Annotated in this window: 16 protein-coding genes and 1 pseudogene; 10 read left to right on the top strand and 7 right to left on the bottom strand. The window is 68.7% G+C overall.

Going from position 1 to position 15,821, the window contains the following annotated elements:
• Positions 1-117: 117 nt before the first annotated feature.
• From AMK21_RS36155 to AMK21_RS36915, 3 genes and pseudogenes are all read right to left on the bottom strand, one after another.
• Positions 118-396: a hypothetical protein gene (locus AMK21_RS36155; protein WP_234422005.1), complete on the bottom strand. Its 279-nt coding sequence runs from the start codon at positions 394-396 to the stop codon at positions 118-120.
• Complete coding sequence (locus tag AMK21_RS36920) at positions 291-701, bottom strand: LLM class flavin-dependent oxidoreductase (protein WP_324613915.1); 411 nt, start codon at positions 699-701, stop codon at positions 291-293. Before AMK21_RS36920 ends, AMK21_RS36155 begins: the two co-directional genes overlap by 106 nt.
• A gap of 166 nt (positions 702-867) precedes the next feature.
• Positions 868-1,017, bottom strand: a pseudogene (locus AMK21_RS36915) (LLM class flavin-dependent oxidoreductase); the annotation flags it as partial.
• 476 nt (positions 1,018-1,493) lie between these two features.
• Here AMK21_RS36915 and AMK21_RS22085 point away from each other — a divergent pair.
• Entirely contained in the window at positions 1,494-1,850 is a 357-nt protein-coding gene (locus AMK21_RS22085; RefSeq protein WP_003969624.1) for a HesB/IscA family protein, read from the top strand.
• Between the two features lie 73 nt (positions 1,851-1,923).
• Here the strand turns inward: AMK21_RS22085 and AMK21_RS22080 are convergent, their stop codons facing one another.
• Both AMK21_RS22080 and AMK21_RS22075 read right to left on the bottom strand, forming a co-directional pair.
• Positions 1,924-3,354: a hypothetical protein gene (locus AMK21_RS22080; RefSeq protein WP_073880545.1), complete on the bottom strand. Its 1,431-nt coding sequence runs from the start codon at positions 3,352-3,354 to the stop codon at positions 1,924-1,926.
• Positions 3,355-3,484: 130 nt separating this feature from the next.
• Positions 3,485-3,682, bottom strand: coding sequence for a hypothetical protein (locus AMK21_RS22075; RefSeq protein WP_073880543.1), 198 nt, complete (start codon positions 3,680-3,682; stop codon positions 3,485-3,487).
• Between the two features lie 156 nt (positions 3,683-3,838).
• Here AMK21_RS22075 and AMK21_RS22070 point away from each other — a divergent pair, with 156 nt between their 5' ends.
• Positions 3,839-4,813: a carbohydrate kinase family protein gene (locus AMK21_RS22070; protein WP_073880542.1), complete on the top strand. Its 975-nt coding sequence runs from the start codon at positions 3,839-3,841 to the stop codon at positions 4,811-4,813.
• A gap of 3 nt (positions 4,814-4,816) precedes the next feature.
• Here AMK21_RS22070 and AMK21_RS22065 read toward each other — a convergent pair whose 3' ends face one another.
• Entirely contained in the window at positions 4,817-6,199 is a 1,383-nt protein-coding gene (locus AMK21_RS22065) for a cysteine desulfurase/sulfurtransferase TusA family protein (protein WP_073880540.1), read from the bottom strand.
• 272 nt (positions 6,200-6,471) lie between these two features.
• On the opposite strand from AMK21_RS22065, the gene coxB reads away from it, so the two are divergent.
• The 4 genes from coxB to AMK21_RS22045 all read left to right on the top strand — a co-directional run bounded on the left by coxB (position 6,472) and on the right by AMK21_RS22045 (position 10,948).
• Positions 6,472-7,440, top strand: coding sequence for a cytochrome c oxidase subunit II (gene coxB / locus AMK21_RS22060; RefSeq protein ID WP_073880538.1), 969 nt, complete (start codon positions 6,472-6,474; stop codon positions 7,438-7,440).
• Positions 7,437-9,173: a cytochrome c oxidase subunit I gene (gene ctaD, locus AMK21_RS22055; RefSeq protein ID WP_073880536.1), complete on the top strand. Its 1,737-nt coding sequence runs from the start codon at positions 7,437-7,439 to the stop codon at positions 9,171-9,173. Before coxB ends, ctaD begins: the two co-directional genes overlap by 4 nt.
• Positions 9,170-9,568 carry a cytochrome c oxidase subunit 4 gene (locus AMK21_RS22050; RefSeq protein ID WP_073880534.1) on the top strand — a complete coding sequence of 133 codons (399 nt, stop codon included), beginning with the start codon at positions 9,170-9,172 and terminating at the stop codon, positions 9,566-9,568. The genes ctaD and AMK21_RS22050 overlap by 4 nt, the downstream gene beginning before the upstream one ends.
• Before the next feature lie 126 nt (positions 9,569-9,694).
• The gene (locus tag AMK21_RS22045; RefSeq protein WP_073880532.1) at positions 9,695-10,948 is read left to right on the top strand and encodes a L,D-transpeptidase; all 1,254 of its coding nucleotides are present in this window, start codon (positions 9,695-9,697) and stop codon (positions 10,946-10,948) included.
• A gap of 60 nt (positions 10,949-11,008) precedes the next feature.
• Here the strand turns inward: AMK21_RS22045 and AMK21_RS22040 are convergent, their stop codons facing one another.
• On the bottom strand, positions 11,009-11,410 hold the full coding sequence (locus AMK21_RS22040) for a response regulator transcription factor (protein WP_073880530.1): 402 nt from the start codon (positions 11,408-11,410) through the stop codon (positions 11,009-11,011).
• Positions 11,411-11,597: 187 nt separating this feature from the next.
• Between AMK21_RS22040 and AMK21_RS22035 the strand changes: the two genes are divergently transcribed.
• The 4 genes from AMK21_RS22035 to AMK21_RS22020 are packed head-to-tail and all read left to right on the top strand — an operon-like array spanning position 11,598 to position 15,775.
• Entirely contained in the window at positions 11,598-12,218 is a 621-nt protein-coding gene (locus AMK21_RS22035; protein ID WP_073880528.1) for a cytochrome c oxidase subunit 3, read from the top strand.
• Between the two features lie 55 nt (positions 12,219-12,273).
• Positions 12,274-13,083, top strand: coding sequence for a c-type cytochrome (locus AMK21_RS22030; RefSeq protein ID WP_073880526.1), 810 nt, complete (start codon positions 12,274-12,276; stop codon positions 13,081-13,083).
• The gene (locus tag AMK21_RS22025; RefSeq protein WP_073880524.1) at positions 13,080-14,132 is read left to right on the top strand and encodes a ubiquinol-cytochrome c reductase iron-sulfur subunit; all 1,053 of its coding nucleotides are present in this window, start codon (positions 13,080-13,082) and stop codon (positions 14,130-14,132) included. Before AMK21_RS22030 ends, AMK21_RS22025 begins: the two co-directional genes overlap by 4 nt.
• A complete protein-coding gene (locus AMK21_RS22020) occupies positions 14,129-15,775 on the top strand; it encodes a cytochrome b (protein ID WP_073880522.1) in 1,647 nt (548 codons plus the stop codon). Before AMK21_RS22025 ends, AMK21_RS22020 begins: the two co-directional genes overlap by 4 nt.
• Positions 15,776-15,821 lie beyond the last annotated feature (46 nt).

Here is a 15,821-nt window from a genome sequence, read left to right as displayed (position 1 = left end):
ACAATCCGGGCTGCCGGACAGGACAAGGACGGTGGCCACGGGGCCTCCTCGTAACTCCTGGAGGATCAGGAGGAATCGGTGATGAAGGGGGGAGGGCGGCGGTCCGGCCGCCCCGTGTCAGTGCGGGTTGTCGGGCATGCCGTAGGCGTCGGCGATCAGCTCGGTGGAACGCAGCCGGGCCCGGAGGGAGTGGCCGACGCTGCCGATCATGAGTTCGTCGGCGTCGGAGTCCCGCTGGACCTGGTTCAGGTGGGCGGTGACCTGCTCGGGGGTGCCGTACGGGACCTGGGTCAGCCAGTCGTCGACGGCTCGGCGTTCCTCGGTGTCGTAGGTGTAGGTGGCCACTTCCTCGGGGGAGGGCAGCAGGTAGGACTCGCGCTGGGACATGCGGAGCATGGCGTGTGCGAGGGTGCCGGCCTGGCGGCGGGCTCACGCTCGTCGTCGGATGCCGCGACGGTGAAACTGACCAGTGCGTACGGCTCGGCCAGGGCCTCGGACGGAGTGAGCCGTCGGCGGTACGGGCGCAGGGCGGACACGGCGTCGCGCGGGTTGAAGTGTGCGGCGAAGGCGAACGGCAGGCCGAGCCGGGCGGCGAGCTGTGCCGAGTAGCCGGATGAGCCGAGCAGCCACACGGGCAGGCGGCCGGTGGTCGGGATGACGCCGTTGAGCCGGTCCTGGGCGGGCCCGGGGACGGCGTACACGCGGTTGGCGTAGGGGTGCTCGGCCGGGAAGTCGTCGCCGAGGAAGTGCGGCAGCTCGGCGACCTGCTGGGGGAAGTCCTCGGCGTCGCCCGCGCCGCGGCGCGGTGGCCGTGGCGTGGTCGGTGCCCGGGGCGCGGCCCAGGCCCAGGTCGATGCGGCCGGGGGCGAGGGCGTTGAGCATGCCGAACTGTTCGGCGACGACCAGCGGCGGGTGGTTCGGCAGCATGATCCCGCCCGCGCCGAGCCGTAGCCTGCTGGTCTCCGCGGTGAGCCGGGACAGCAGGACGGGTGGGCTGGAGGTGGAGACGCCGGGCATGGCGTGGTGCTCGTTCATCCAGTAGCGGGTGAAGCCGCGCCGGTCGGCGAGCCGGGCGAGTAACGGATCAGCTTGTCCTTGCCGATCGTCGGGAACGAGCGCAGGGCCTCCCGATTCCTCATCGGAGAACACCTGCGTCGTCATCTTCCCGCCCCTCTCGCCGCCGGATTCACGAGCAGTAGGTGGAGGCCGGCAGCGACTGGACGCTAACCACATTGTCAGCGCCCGATTACGGAGAGTTGTGCTGTCATCGGTTGAGTGCGTCGGGACTGCTCATCGAGCCGGGGAAGCGGCGCTGCTCGCGAAGCGCGGACTACTGCGCTTCCGCAGCACCCGCTGCTCACGGGCGGGCGGACCCTGGACGGCCGGGTGTGCGAGCATGAAAAGGAACAGACAAGCGCTTGGCCCGGAATGAATCCGCGGCTGAGACGGTTGAACCGTCGGCAAGCAGTCCGTACAACCCGGGAGAGAAGCAGATGTCCGTATCGGACGAGACCACCACCGTGAGCGACGGCATCCTCCTGTCCGACGCCGCCGCAGCCAAGGTCAAGGGCCTGCTGGAGCAGGAAGGCCGCGAGGACCTGGCGCTGCGCGTCGCCGTCCAGCCCGGCGGTTGCTCGGGCCTGCGCTATCAGCTCTTCTTCGACGAGCGTTCGCTCGACGGCGATGTCGTCAAGGACTTCGACGGCGTCAAGGTCGTCACCGACCGCATGAGCGCCCCGTACCTGGGCGGCGCCTCCATCGACTTCGTCGACACCATCGAGAAGCAGGGCTTCACGATCGACAACCCGAACGCCACCGGCTCCTGCGCCTGCGGCGACTCGTTCAGCTAACCGCTGCGAGAGCAGAGACATACGAGGGCGGCCCCGGGAACGATTCCCGGGGCCGCCCTCGTATGGCCTCGACTCAGCTGCGCGGCACCGTGGCCCCGCTCTCCGCGTCGATCACCGTCCGGTCGCCCAGCGGCTTCTCCAGCGTCACCGTCCGCTTCAGCTCCTTGGCGATCATGATGCAGGCGCCGCCCTTCTGCGCCTTCTCCGTGATGGTGATCCGCACCTGCCCCGGGCTCTCCTCGGCGCTCGCCGTGTACGCGGAGCAGACGCCGCCCCAGAAGGTCACCTCGAGCGTCCGGCCGTCGGCCGCGTACGAGGTCGCCTTCCGGTCACCCGAGGGCGTCGGGGCCGTGGGCTTCTCGACGAACTCCGGCGCCACCGCGATCTGGGTGACCGTGCTCTCCGGCCCGCCCGTCCCCTGGCGGACGTGGAACAGCCAGGACGGTACGAGGGTCTGCCGGCCCTCCACGTACCGGAGGGCCAGGCCGAACTCCGCGTCCTCGACCGTCTGTGTCACCGGCGCCCGCTTGCCGTTCGGCGGCACGCACTGCGGGTCCGAAGGCTTCGGCTCACCCTCCAGCGGTACGGGAGTGGCGCAGCCACCGATGTCCTTGCCGCCGTCCCCCTTGGCCTTGCCCGCCTGGTTGAGCTGTTCGAGCGCCGCGTCGGCCCCGATCACCGGGTAGGTGTCGCCCTTCTCCAGCGCCTTCAGCTGTCCGCTGCCCCCGACCACCGTGCCGTCCGGGCCGACCTGCACCCCGGTCGACCAGCCGTACGTGGGCAGCCCGTCCACCTTCGGGTCCGCGTTCACCACGCGTACGTCGCCCATGAGCTGGCCCGCGGTGAGCGCCGCGTCGTCCTGGCCGACGGCCTTGAGCACGGGCACCGCGGCGGCCTTCGCCGCCTTCTCGCTCACCGGCTGACCGTCCGCCTCCGGCGGGCTCTGGTTCGCGCACATCTTCCCCGGATCGCAGGGCTTCGTGGGGATGGTGCGGGCGAACGTCCAGGTGCCCGGGGCCTGCTTGGTGACCTTCAGGAGCGCGCCGGGCCCGTCCTCGTCACCGACCACCCATGACGCGTCCACGGTTCGCGGGGTCCCCGGAATGCCGAGCACCTTCGCCAGCCGCGCGACCTCCGCCGACGCGACCGTGCCCGTGGCGCGGTGGACCGCCGCCTCGTCGGGGCCGTCGGGGAGCTGGCCCGCTGCCCGGTAGACCACGGGCGGACCGTTCGGGTCGGGTTCACCCGGGGCGATGCCCGGGGGCGGTGTGCTCGGGTCGCCGGGCGTGGCAGGGCCCGCCTCGGCGGCGTCCAGGGCCAGCACGGGGGCCTTGTCGCGGGAGGCGCTGCCGCCCGCCGGGCTGCCGTCGCCGGACGCGGTGGAGGCCCAGTAGGCCCCGCCGCCCCCGGCCAGCAGCACCGCTGCCGCCACCGAGGCCACCGCGAGCGGCGGACGCCGCCGCCGGGGGCCGGTCACGTCGTTGTCGGGTCGCTCGGTGCTCACCGGATCGCTCCTTCGACTGCGTTGCCGTCGCGTCCACTACCGCGTGCCCCCGGACGGGGGCACCGGTGGGACGGAGCGGAGGAGGATGCGGTTCCCGTCCGGAGGACGCGGCTCCCGTGCGGCGTGGGAATCAGTCCCCGTACTCGGGAGTCGCGTCGATCAGCCGCGCCGAAGCGGGCGGCACCGTCACCCCGTGGATCAGGGACGGCTTCACGGGCACGGTGACGGCCTTCTGGGGCGCGGCCCAGTGCGGAGCCATGCGCGCGCAGTCCCCGCGCAGCTCGGCCAGGCTCACTTCGGACTCTCGCGATGCGGTGTGGTTCGACATATCCGCACCGTAACCACGGTCACGCTCAGGTAGAAAGACCTACTATCGGGTAGTTTCCCCTTTTCCCGCCTGGAGAGCTCACCCGGTAGCGTGAACTGTCACGCCGTCCCGGAGGGCGCACCTCGGCCCTTCGCCTTCCGCAGGAGAAGCCTCCCCGTGCGTATCGCAGTCACCGGCTCCATCGCCACCGATCACCTCATGACCTTCCCCGGCCGCTTCGCCGACCAGCTGGTCGCGGATCAGCTGCACACGGTCTCCCTCTCCTTCCTGGTCGACAACCTCGATGTGCGCCGGGGCGGTGTCGCCGCCAACATCTGCTTCGGCATGGGCCTGCTCGGCACCAAGCCGATCCTCGTGGGCGCCGCGGGCTCCGACTTCGACGAGTACCGCGCCTGGCTGGACCGGCACGGAGTCGAGACCGGGTCGGTCCGGATCTCCGAGGTCCTGCACACCGCCCGCTTCGTCTGCACCACCGACGCCGACCACAACCAGATCGGCTCCTTCTACACGGGCGCGATGAGCGAGGCCCGCCTCATCGAGCTGAAGAGCGTCGCGGACCGTGTGGGCGGCCTCGACCTGGTCTCGATCGGCGCGGACGACCCGGAGGCGATGCTCCGCCACACGGAGGAGTGCCGCTCCCGGAACATCCCGTTCGCCGCGGACTTCTCGCAGCAGATCGCGCGGATGAACGGCGACGAGATCCGCATCCTGCTGGACGGCGCCACGTACCTCTTCGCCAACGAGTACGAGAAGGGGCTCATCGAGTCCAAGACCGGCTGGAGCGACGAGGAGATCCTCTCCAAGGTCGGCCACCGCGTCACCACGCTCGGCTCCCGCGGTGTCCGGATCGAGCGGGTCGGCGAGCCCGTCATCGAGGTCGGCTGCCCCGAGGAGGACACCAAGGCCGACCCGACCGGCGTCGGCGACGCGTTCCGGGCCGGGTTCCTCTCCGGCCTCGCCTGGGGCGTCGGCCTGGAGCGCGCCGCCCAGGTCGGCTGCATGCTCGCCACCCTGGTCATCGAGACGGTCGGCACCCAGGAGTACACCCTGCGCCGCACCAACTTCATGGACCGCTTCACCAAGGCGTACGGCCACGAGGCCGCCGCCGAGGTCCAGCAGCACCTCGTCTAGCCCTCAGGAGAGCCGGCGGACCACATAGGCCGAACCCCGGTCCGCCGGCTCCTCGCCCACGTACTCCTGCTCGCGCATCTGGCACCAGGCGGGGATGTCCAGCCGCGCCGCCTCGTCGTCGGCGAGCACCGTCACCGTGGCGCCCACCGGTACCTCCCCGATCACCTTTGCGAGCTCGATCACCGGGATCGGGCAGCGCCGGCCGAGCGCGTCCACCACCAGGGACGCGGCGGGGGAGGGGGGCGGGGGCGAGGCGACCGGGGCGCCGAGCCGCTCCCGTACCTCCGCGACCACCCCGGGCAGCACCTCCAGGAACCGGTCCACGTCCGCTTCCGCCGTGCCCATCGGCAGCGACACGCGGACGTTCCCCTCGGACAGCACGCCCATCGCCCTGAGCACATGGCTCGGCTCCAGCGTGCTGCTGGTGCAGGACGAACCGGATGATACGGAGAATCCGTGCCGGTCCAGTTCGTGGAGGAGGGTCTCCCCGTCGACATAGAGACAGGAGAAGGTGACCAGATGCGGCAGCCGCCGCTCCGGATCGCCCACCACCTCCACATCGCCCACCCGCTCGGCCACCACCGACCGGATCCGGCCGACCAGCGCCCGCAGCCGCTCCGCCTCCACCGCCGCCTCGTCCCGTACCGCGCGCAGCGAGGCCGCCGCCGCCACGATCGCCGGCAGGTTCTCGAACCCCGGCGCCCGGCCCGACTCCCGCTCCCCGGCCGGGCCGTGCGGGGCGAACCGTACCCCCTTGCGTACCGCCAGCAGTCCCACCCCGGCCGGCCCGCCCCACTTGTGCGCGCTCGCCGCCAGCAGCGACCAGCCGCCCGCCACCGGCCCCCACCCCAGCGACTGGGCGGCGTCCACCAGCAGCGGCACCCCCGCCTCGGCGCACAGTGCGGCCACCTCCTCCACCGGCTGCTCGGTCCCCACCTCGTGGTTGGCCGACTGGAGACAGGCCAGCGCGGTGTCGGCGCGCAGCGCACCGGCGTACGCCGCCGGGTCCACCGCACCCGACCGTCCCACCGGCACCCCGGTGGACGAGCCGCCCGCCGCCTCGTGGGCCCCCGCGGCATGGAGCACCGAGGAGTGTTCGACCGCCGAGAGGGCCATATGGCGGCCGACACGCCGACGCCCCGAAAGAGCTCCGGCAACTCCCGCGTGCACCGCGGTCGTCCCCGAAGAGGTGAAGACCAGCTCGTCCGGACGGCAGCCGACGGCGTCCGCGGCGGCCTCCCGGGCAGCGTCCAGCAGCAGCCGGGCGCGGCGCCCCTCCCGGTACAGGCGGGCGGGATCGGCCCAGCCCTCGTCGAGCGCGGCAAGCAGCGCCTGGCGGGCGACGGGGTGCAGGGGGGCGGCGGAGGCGGCGTCGAAGTAGGGCACACCGCCACGCTAGCCCGCAGCCGGTCCCGCCCCGCAGCCACCTGCCCGCCCCGGCCTGGGAGAGAGGGCGTCAGATGGCGTCCGGAGGCCCCGATTCCACCCCTTCGGGGAGTCGGGCGGCGCGTTGGGCACCCTCCCCGCGCGACCCCAAATAGCGTCCAGTAGGGTTTGGTCCGCATAAACATCCAAACCCCTGCCCGCGACAGGGACGGCGACCGACCACAGAGACGGGCGCGCCGACCGTGCGGGCGAGACTCTCGGGAAGGCGCTACGTGAGTCCCAACGGCTCCGACCGCTCGTCGCGGCGCCCGATGCGGCGGAAGCTGCCGCAGGTGCTGACTGCGGGCCTGGTCCTGGCGACGGCCTCCGGTTGTTCATACAACTGGGAGGATTTTCCCCGCCTCGGTATGCCCACCCCGGTGACGGAAGAGGCCCCTCGGATCCTCTCCCTCTGGCAAGGCTCGTGGGCGGCAGCGCTCGTCACGGGTGTCCTTGTCTGGGGGCTGATCCTCTGGAGCGTCTTCTTCCACCGGCGTAGCCGCACCAAGGTGGAGGTTCCTCCGCAGACCAGGTACAACATGCCCATCGAGGCGTTGTACACAGTGGTTCCCCTCATCATCGTCTCGGTGCTCTTCTACTTCACCGCGCGTGATGAGTCGAAGCTCCTCGAGCTCTCCGACAAGCCGGCCCACACCATCAACGTGGTCGGTTACCAGTGGAGCTGGGGCTTCAACTACATCGAGAAGGTGGAAGGCCAGCCCGCTGCGGGCAGCGAGATCCCCAAGGAACTCGACGCCATCCCCCAGAAGTACCAGGATGACTTCCCGAAGGACGCCACCGGTGTCTACGACGCGGGCATCCCCGGGACGCGCAACCCCCAGAACGGCAACCCGGGCCCGACCCTGTGGCTGCCGAAGGGGGAGAAGGTCCGCTTCGTCCTCACTTCGCGTGACGTCATCCACTCCTTCTGGGTGGTGCCGTTCCTCATGAAGCAGGACGTCATCCCGGGCCACACCAACGTCTTCGAGGTCACTCCCAACCGGGAGGGCACCTTCATGGGCAAGTGCGCCGAGCTCTGCGGCGTCGACCACTCCCGGATGCTCTTCAACGTCAAGGTCGTCTCCCCGGAGCGGTACCAGCAGCACCTCAAGGAGCTGGCTGAGAAGGGTCAGACGGGCTACATGCCGGCAGGCATCGAGCAGACCGACCCGGCCAGGAATTCGGAGAAGAAGCAACTGTGAGCATCCTCAACGAACCTCAGGGTGCGGCTCCGGCAGACGACTCGTACGAGGACGAGCTGCCCGTGCGCCGCAAGCAGCCGGGAAATGTCGTCGTCAAGTGGATGACCACCACTGACCACAAGACGATCGGCTCGCTCTACCTGGTCACGTCGTTCGCCTTCTTCATCATCGGCGGACTCATGGCGCTCTTCATGCGCGCCGAGCTCGCTCGTCCCGGCACGCAGATCATGTCGAACGAGCAGTTCAACCAGGCGTTCACGATGCACGGCACGATCATGCTGCTGATGTTCGCGACGCCGCTGTTCGCGGGGTTCGCGAACTGGATCATGCCGTTGCAGATCGGCGCGCCCGATGTGGCGTTCCCGCGGCTGAACATGTTCGCGTACTGGCTGTACCTCTTCGGCTCGCTCATCGCGGTGGCCGGCTTCCTCACCCCGCAGGGCGCCGCCGACTTCGGCTGGTTCGCCTACGCGCCGCTGAACGACGCGGTCCGCTCGCCGGGCATCGGCGCCGACATGTGGATCATGGGTCTGGCCTTCTCCGGCTTCGGCACGATCCTCGGCTCGGTCAACTTCATCACCACGATCATCTGTATGCGCGCCCCCGGCATGACGATGTTCCGCATGCCGATCTTCACCTGGAACGTCCTGCTGACCGGTGTCCTGGTCCTGCTGGCCTTCCCGGTTCTCGCCGCCGCGCTCTTCGCGCTGGAGGCGGACCGTAAATTCGGTGCGCATATCTTCGACTCCGCCAACGGCGGCGCGTTGCTGTGGCAACACCTCTTCTGGTTCTTCGGACACCCAGAGGTCTACATCATCGCCCTGCCGTTCTTCGGAATCATCTCCGAGGTCATCCCGGTATTCAGCCGCAAGCCGATGTTCGGCTACATCGGTCTGATCGCCGCGACGATCGCCATCGCCGGACTTTCGGTGACGGTGTGGGCGCACCACATGTATGTGACGGGCGGCGTGCTGTTGCCGTTCTTCTCCTTCATGACCTTCCTCATCGCGGTGCCAACGGGTGTGAAGTTCTTCAACTGGATCGGCACGATGTGGAAGGGGTCGTTGTCCTTCGAGACACCGATGCTCTGGGCCGTCGGCTTCCTGATCACCTTCACCTTCGGTGGTCTGACCGGCGTCATCCTGGCCTCGCCCCCGATGGACTTCCACGTCTCCGACTCGTACTTCGTCGTCGCGCACTTCCACTACGTCATCTTCGGCACCGTGGTCTTCGCGATGTTCTCCGGATTCCACTTCTGGTGGCCGAAGTTCACCGGCAAGATGCTGGACGAGCGGCTCGGGAAGATCACCTTCTGGACGCTGTTCGTCGGCTTCCACGGCACCTTCCTGGTGCAGCACTGGCTCGGCGCCGAGGGAATGCCGCGTCGCTACGCGGACTACCTCGCCGCCGACGGCTTCACCGCGCTGAACACGATCTCCACGATCGCGTCCTTCGTGCTCGGCCTGTCGATGCTGCCGTTCTTCTACAACGTCTGGAAGACCGCCAAGTACGGCAAGAAGGTCGAGGTCGACGACCCCTGGGGTTACGGCCGCTCGCTGGAGTGGGCGACATCCTGCCCGCCCCCGCGGCACAACTTCCTCACCCTGCCGCGGATCCGTTCCGAATCCCCGGCGTTCGACCTGCACCACCCGGAGATCGCGGCGCTCGAACAGCTCGAGTACCACTCCGAGTCGGACAAGGCCCTCGCCGGCGGCAAGGAGGCAGGCAAGTGAAGATCCAGGGACAGATGTTCATCTGGCTGAGCGTCTTCATCCTCGGCATGGCCGTCGTGTACGGCGTGTGGTCGAAGGAGCCGGTCGGCACCACGGCCCTCTTCCTGGCCTTCGGGCTCTCGGTCATGATCGGCTTCTACCTGGCCTTCACGGCCAACCGGGTCGACGCCATGGCCCAGGACAACAAGGAGGCGGACGTCGCCGACGAGGCGGGCGAGCTGGGGTTCTTCTCCCCGCACAGCTGGCAGCCGCTCTCCCTGGCGATCGGTGGCGCCTTCGCCTTCATGGGCGTCGTCTTCGGCTGGTGGCTGCTGTACTTCTCGGCCCCGCTGCTCCTGATCGGCCTCTTCGGCTGGGTCTTCGAGTACTACCGGGGTGAGAACCGCACCCAGTGACACCCTCCCGAGGGTGACACCGCACTACCCCACGAGGGGCCCGCGTCGCAGGAAGCGACACGGGCCCCTCGCTCGTTCGGAGTCATTGAACGCGCTGGATCGGATGAATCTTCTTACGTTGAGTTCATGAACCACACGCCGCGCATCCGCACCGTAGTGAGCTGCACTCTGCTGGTCGTGACCCTTGGCGCGGGTGCGACCGCCTGTGGCGAGCCCGACGGACACCCGCTGTCGACGAAGCCGTACGACGCGGGCGACCAGGTCTCCTTCAACGGCCCCTCCAAGAACGAGAAGGCCGACCCCGACAAACCCCTGGAAGTCACCGTCAAGGGCGACGACGGCCGCATCACCGACGTCAGCGCCGTGGACACGGGCGGCCGCCACCTGGCGGGCGAGCTCTCCGCCGACGGCAGGAGGTGGCGCTCCACGGCCCCGCTGGCGGCCGGTACCGGATACACCGTCAGGGTCTCCACCGAGAACGGGGACGGCGCCCCCGGCACCCGTACGCTCTCCTTCGACACCTCCTCGCCCAAGAAGCTGCTGAAGGTGGCCTTCGGCCCGGAGGCGGGCACCTACGGCGTCGGACAGCCCATCACGGCGGAACTCAGCGCTCCGGTCACCGACAAGGCCTCCAGGGCCACGGTCGAGCGTGCCCTGAAGGTCCGCTCCACCCCGGCCGTCACGGGCTCCTGGTACTGGGTCGACGACAAGAAGCTGCACTACCGGCCCAAGGAGTTCTGGCCCGCCGACGCCACCATCGAGGTCCGCTCCAACCTGACGGGCATCAAGGTGACCAACGCCCTCTACGGGGCCGAGGCCAAACCCCTGAAGATCACCACCGGCGACCGGATCGAGGCCCTCACCGACGCCTCGACCCACACCATGACGGTCCTGCGCAACGGAGAAGTGATCAACACCATTCCGGTCACCACCGGCAAGCCCGGCTTCTCCACCCGCAACGGCGTCAAGGTGATCCTCGCCAAGGAGCAGTTCGTACGGATGCGCGGCGAGAGCATCGGCATCGCCGCCGGCTCCTCGGAGTCGTACGACCTGCCGGTCTACTGGGCCACCCGGGTGACCTGGAGCGGCGAGTACGTCCACGCCGCGCCGTGGTCCACCGGCTCCCAGGGCAGCGCGAACGTCAGCCACGGCTGCACCGGGATGAGCACCGGCAACGCCGAGTGGTTCTTCGACACCGTGCGCCAGGGCGACATCGTCAAGGTCGTCGGCAGCGCGGGGGAGACCATGACCCCGTTCGACAACGGGTTCGGCGACTGGAACCTCTCCTGGGAGAAGTGGCAGAAGGGCAGCGCCCTCAACGAAGGGGTGCCGGACAGCCCGCAGACGCTCCAGGCCGCCCGCCTGCGCCCGCATGTCTGACCGGGCAAGGAAGGAGCGCCCCGCACGGCGGGGCGCTCCTCACGGGCGCACAGGGCCCTCTCAGGCCTCCACGGCGAGCCGGGCGCGCAGCAGAGCCGCCAGCGCGCCGGCGAACTCCACCGGGTCCACCGGCAGCGTCACAGCGGCCTCCGCACGGCTCCAGGTGGCCAGCCACGCGTCCTGCGGGCGGCCGATGAGCAGGAGGACCGGGGGGCAGCGGAAGATCTCGTCCTTGATCTGACGGCAGACGCCCATGCCGCCGATGGGAGCCGTCTCGCCGTCCAGGACGCAGACGTCGATCCCGCCGCCGTCCAGCGCCGCCAGGACGGCCGGAAGCGTCGCGCACTCCAGGAACTTCACCGGTGGCACGTCGGCCGCGGGCCTGCGACCGGCTGCCAGCTTCACCTGCTCGCGGATGTTGGCGTCGTCGCTGTAGACCAGGACCGTGGCGGTCGCCTGCATTGTTCCTCCGTGACATCTGTGTCTTCGGGGCTCTCGGGGCATGAACCGATGCGCGGATCGTACTCCGGTCGACCGGCCGTCAGCACCGGTAAGGACACCGATTCGATGGGCCGTTCGGGCAGGACACACGGGACTGACACACCGAACGGCACCCCCCGGGGTGAGGGCGGGATAAGCGACCGACATAATGTCGGTCGTGGCGACAGCAACGACAGTAGAAACCGGGCACGCGCACCCGTCGGTCAATCGGCCGAACCTCACCAGCGTCGGAACCATCATCTGGTTGAGTTCCGAGCTGATGTTCTTCGCGGCCCTCTTCGCGATGTACTTCACCCTTCGATCGGTGATGGGACCCGATTACTGGAAGGAGATGGCCGGTCATCTGAACTTCCCGTTCGCGGCCACGAACACCACGATCCTGGTGCTCTCCTCACTCACCTGCCAGCTCGGCGTCTTCGCCGCCGAGCGGGGCGATGTGAAGAAGCTCCGCACCTGGTTCATCGTGACGTTCGTGATGGGTTCGATCTTCATCGGCGGCCAGGTCGTCGAGTACGTCGAGCTGGTCAAGGAGGCGGGGCTCTCCCTGTCGTCCGACCCGTACGGCTCGGTGTTCTACCTGACCACCGGCTTCCACGGTCTGCACGTGACGGGCGGCCTCATCGCCTTCCTGCTGGTTCTCGGCAGGACGTACGCAGCCAAGAGGTTCACCCATGACCAGGCCACCGCGGCCATCGTCGTGTCCTACTACTGGCACTTCGTGGACGTGGTGTGGATCGGCCTGTTCGCAACGATCTACATGATCAAGTAACCGGGTTCGCACCCGCCCACCATCGACGCAGAAGATCCTGACACCGGGGTAATCCGTGAAAAAGCTCTCCGCACGACGACGCCATCCGCTGGCGGCGGTCGTCGTACTACTCCTCGCGCTGGCGGCTACCGGGGGGCTGTACGCCGCGTTTGCGCCTGCGGGCAAGGCGCAGGCCGATGAAACCGCCCAGTCCCTCGCCATCGACGAGGGCAAGAAGCTCTACACCGTAGGCTGCGCCAGCTGCCACGGAACCGGCGGTCAGGGCACCACCGACGGGCCGTCCCTCGTGGGCGTGGGCTCCGCCGCCGTCGACTTCCAGGTCGGTACGGGCCGTATGCCCGCGCAGCAGCCGGGCGCCCAGGTACCGAAGAAGCCGGTCATCTACACCCAGGCGGAGATCGACCAGCTCGCGGCGTACGTAGCGTCGCTCGGCGCCGGTCCGATCACGCCGACCGACAAGCAGGTCGACCCGGCCGGCGCGGACGTCGCCAAGGGTGGCGAACTGTTCCGCAACAACTGCGCCCAGTGCCACAACTTCACGGGTAAGGGCGGCGCCCTCACCAACGGCAAGTACGCCCCGGACCTCGAAGGCGTGAGCCCGAAGCACATCTACGAGGCCATGCAGACCGGCCCGCAGAGCATGCCCTCCTTCCCCGACACGACGATGCCGGAGCAGGAGAAGAAGGACATCATCGCGTACATCCAGACCGTGAACGGTTCGGAGTCGGCGAGTCCCGGTGGCCTCTCCCTCGGCGGCCTGGGCCCGGTCAGCGAGGGCCTGTTCGCCTGGATCTTCGGGCTCGGCGCCCTCGTCGCAACCGCCGTCTGGGTCGCGGCCCACACCGCTAAGGCCAAGAAGTCATGAGTAGCCAACAGATTCCAGAAGACAACCTGCCCGTAGTGCAGGAGACCGCGCACGGCGCGGTGGTGGGTACGGACGACCCGTTCGCCGACCCGGGGCTGCCGGCCCACAAGCCGCGCATCCAGGACCTCGACGAACGCGCCGCGAACCGCTCGGAGCGGGCCGTCGCGTTCATGTTCGTCCTCTCGATGCTGTCGACGGTGGGCTTCATCGCCTCCTACGTCATCTTCCCGGTGGACAAGATCGTCTACATCTGGCCCTTCGGCCATGTGAGTGCGCTCAACTTCTCCCTGGGACTGACGCTCGGCTTCGCGCTCTTCTTCATCGGAGCGGGCGCCGTCCACTGGGCGCGCACCCTGATGTCCGACGTCGAGGTCGCGGCCGAACGGCACCCGATCGAGGCGCCGGCCGAGGTCAAGGCCCAGGTCATGGCCGACTTCAAGGCCGGAGCCGAGGAGTCGGCGATCGGCCGGCGCAAGCTCATCCGCACCACCATGTTCGGCGCGCTGGCCCTGGTGCCGCTCTCCGGTGTGGTGCTGCTGCGCGACCTCGGTCCGCTCCCGGAGAAGAAGCTCCGGACCACGATGTGGGCCAAGGGCAAGCTGCTCGTCAACATGAACACGGGCCAGCCGCTGCGTCCCGAGCACGTCGCCGTGGGGTCGCTGACCTTCGCCAAGCCCGAGGGGCTCGAGGACGACGCGCACGACTTCCTGTCGCAGATCGCCAAGGCCGCCCTGATGATCGTCCGCATCGAGCCGGACGACATCAAGGACAAGCGCCAGCGCGACTGGGCCCACGAGGGCATCGTCGCCTTCTCCAAGATCTGCACCCACGTCGGCTGCCCGATCAGCCTGTACGAGCAGCAGACACACCACGTGCTCTGCCCGTGCCACCAGTCCACCTTCGACCTCTCCGACGGCGCCCGCGTCATCTTCGGTCCGGCCGGCCACGCGCTTCCGCAGCTGCGGATCGGCGTGAACAGCGAGGGCAACCTCGAGGCGCTCGGTGACTTCGACGAGCCCGTCGGCCCTTCCTTCTGGGAGCGCGGATGAGTACTGCGACAACCAACCCGCCCGCCGACCAGGCGGGACAGCGCAAGGCACCCGCGGGCGAGCGGGTCGCCGACTGGGCGGACGGCCGGCTCGGCATCTACGGCCTGGCCAAGGCCAACATGCGCAAGATCTTCCCGGACCACTGGTCCTTCATGCTCGGTGAGGTCGCGCTCTACAGCTTCATCATCATCATCCTCACGGGTGTGTATCTGACGCTGTTCTTCCAGCCGAGCATGAACGAGATCGTCTACCACGGTCCGTACGAGCCCATGCAGGGCATCCGGATGTCGGAGGCCTACGCCTCCACGCTGAAGATCAGCTTCGAGGTCCGCGGTGGTCTGCTCGTGCGGCAGATCCACCACTGGGGCGCGCTGATCTTCCTGGCCGCCATGTTCGTGCACATGTGCCGCGTCTTCTTCACGGGCGCCTTCCGCAAGCCGCGCGAAGTCAACTGGGTCTTCGGCTTCCTGCTCTTCGTGCTGGGCATGTTCACCGGCTTCACCGGCTACTCCCTCCCGGACGACCTGCTGTCCGGTACGGGTGTCCGCTTCACCCAGGGCGCGATCCTGTCCGTGCCGATCGTCGGTACGTACATCTCGATGTTCCTGTTCGGCGGCGAGTTCCCCGGCCACGACTTCGTGGCCCGGTTCTACTCGATCCACATCCTGCTGCTGCCGGGCATCATGCTCGGGCTGCTGGTGGCCCACCTGATCCTGGTCTTCTACCACAAGCACACACAGTTCGCGGGCCCCGGCCGGACCAACAAGAACGTCGTGGGCATGCCGCTGCTGCCGGTGTACATGGCGAAGGCCGGAGGGTTCTTCTTCCTGGTCTTCGGCATCATCGCGATCATCTCGGCCATCGCCACGATCAACCCGATCTGGGCGCTCGGCCCGTACCGCCCGGACCAGGTGTCCACCGGCGCCCAGCCCGACTGGTACATGGGCTTCGCCGAGGGTCTCGTACGTGTCATGCCGGGCTGGGAGATCGTCTTCTGGGGCCACACGCTCAACCTGGGCGTGTTCATCCCGCTGGTCCTCTTCGGCCTGGTGCTCTCGCTGCCCGCGGTGTACCCGTTCGTCGAGTCCTGGATCACCGGGGACAAGCGCGAGCACCACATCCTGGACCGCCCGCGCAACGCCCCGACCCGTACGGCGCTCGGCGTCGCCTGGATCACGGCGTACTTCATCGGCCTCGTCGGCGGTGGGAACGACCTGTGGGCCACGCACTTCCATCTGTCGCTGAACGCCATCTCGTGGTTCGTCCGGATCTTCTTCTTCGCCGGGCCGGTCATCGCGTTCATCGTCACGAAGCGGATCTGCCTGGGCCTCCAGCGCCGCGACCGGGACAAGGTGCTGCACGGTCGCGAGACCGGCATCATCAAGCGCCTGCCGCACGGTGAGTTCGTGGAGGTCCACGAGCCGCTCTCGCCGGGACAGCTGCACACGCTCACCGCGCACGAGCAGTACAAGCCGCTCGAACTCGGCCCCGAGGTCGACGAGAACGGCGTCAAGCGCAAGATCTCCCCGGTGCAGAAGGTGCGGGCCAAGCTCAGCAAGGGCTACTACGGCGAGAACAACCAGATCGCCAAGCCCACCGCGGAGGAGTACAAGGAGATCAGCGAGGGCCACGGCCACCACTGATCGTCCGACCTGATCGCCACCGTGAGAGCCCCGTCCATTCGATGGA

Origin of the sequence: Streptomyces sp. CB00316, from assembly GCF_001905595.1 — a bacterium.
In the GTDB taxonomy this organism is placed as follows: domain Bacteria; phylum Actinomycetota; class Actinomycetes; order Streptomycetales; family Streptomycetaceae; genus Streptomyces.
The sequence above is the reverse complement of the archived record's forward strand: the minus strand, read 5'-3'. Positions and strand labels throughout refer to the sequence as shown.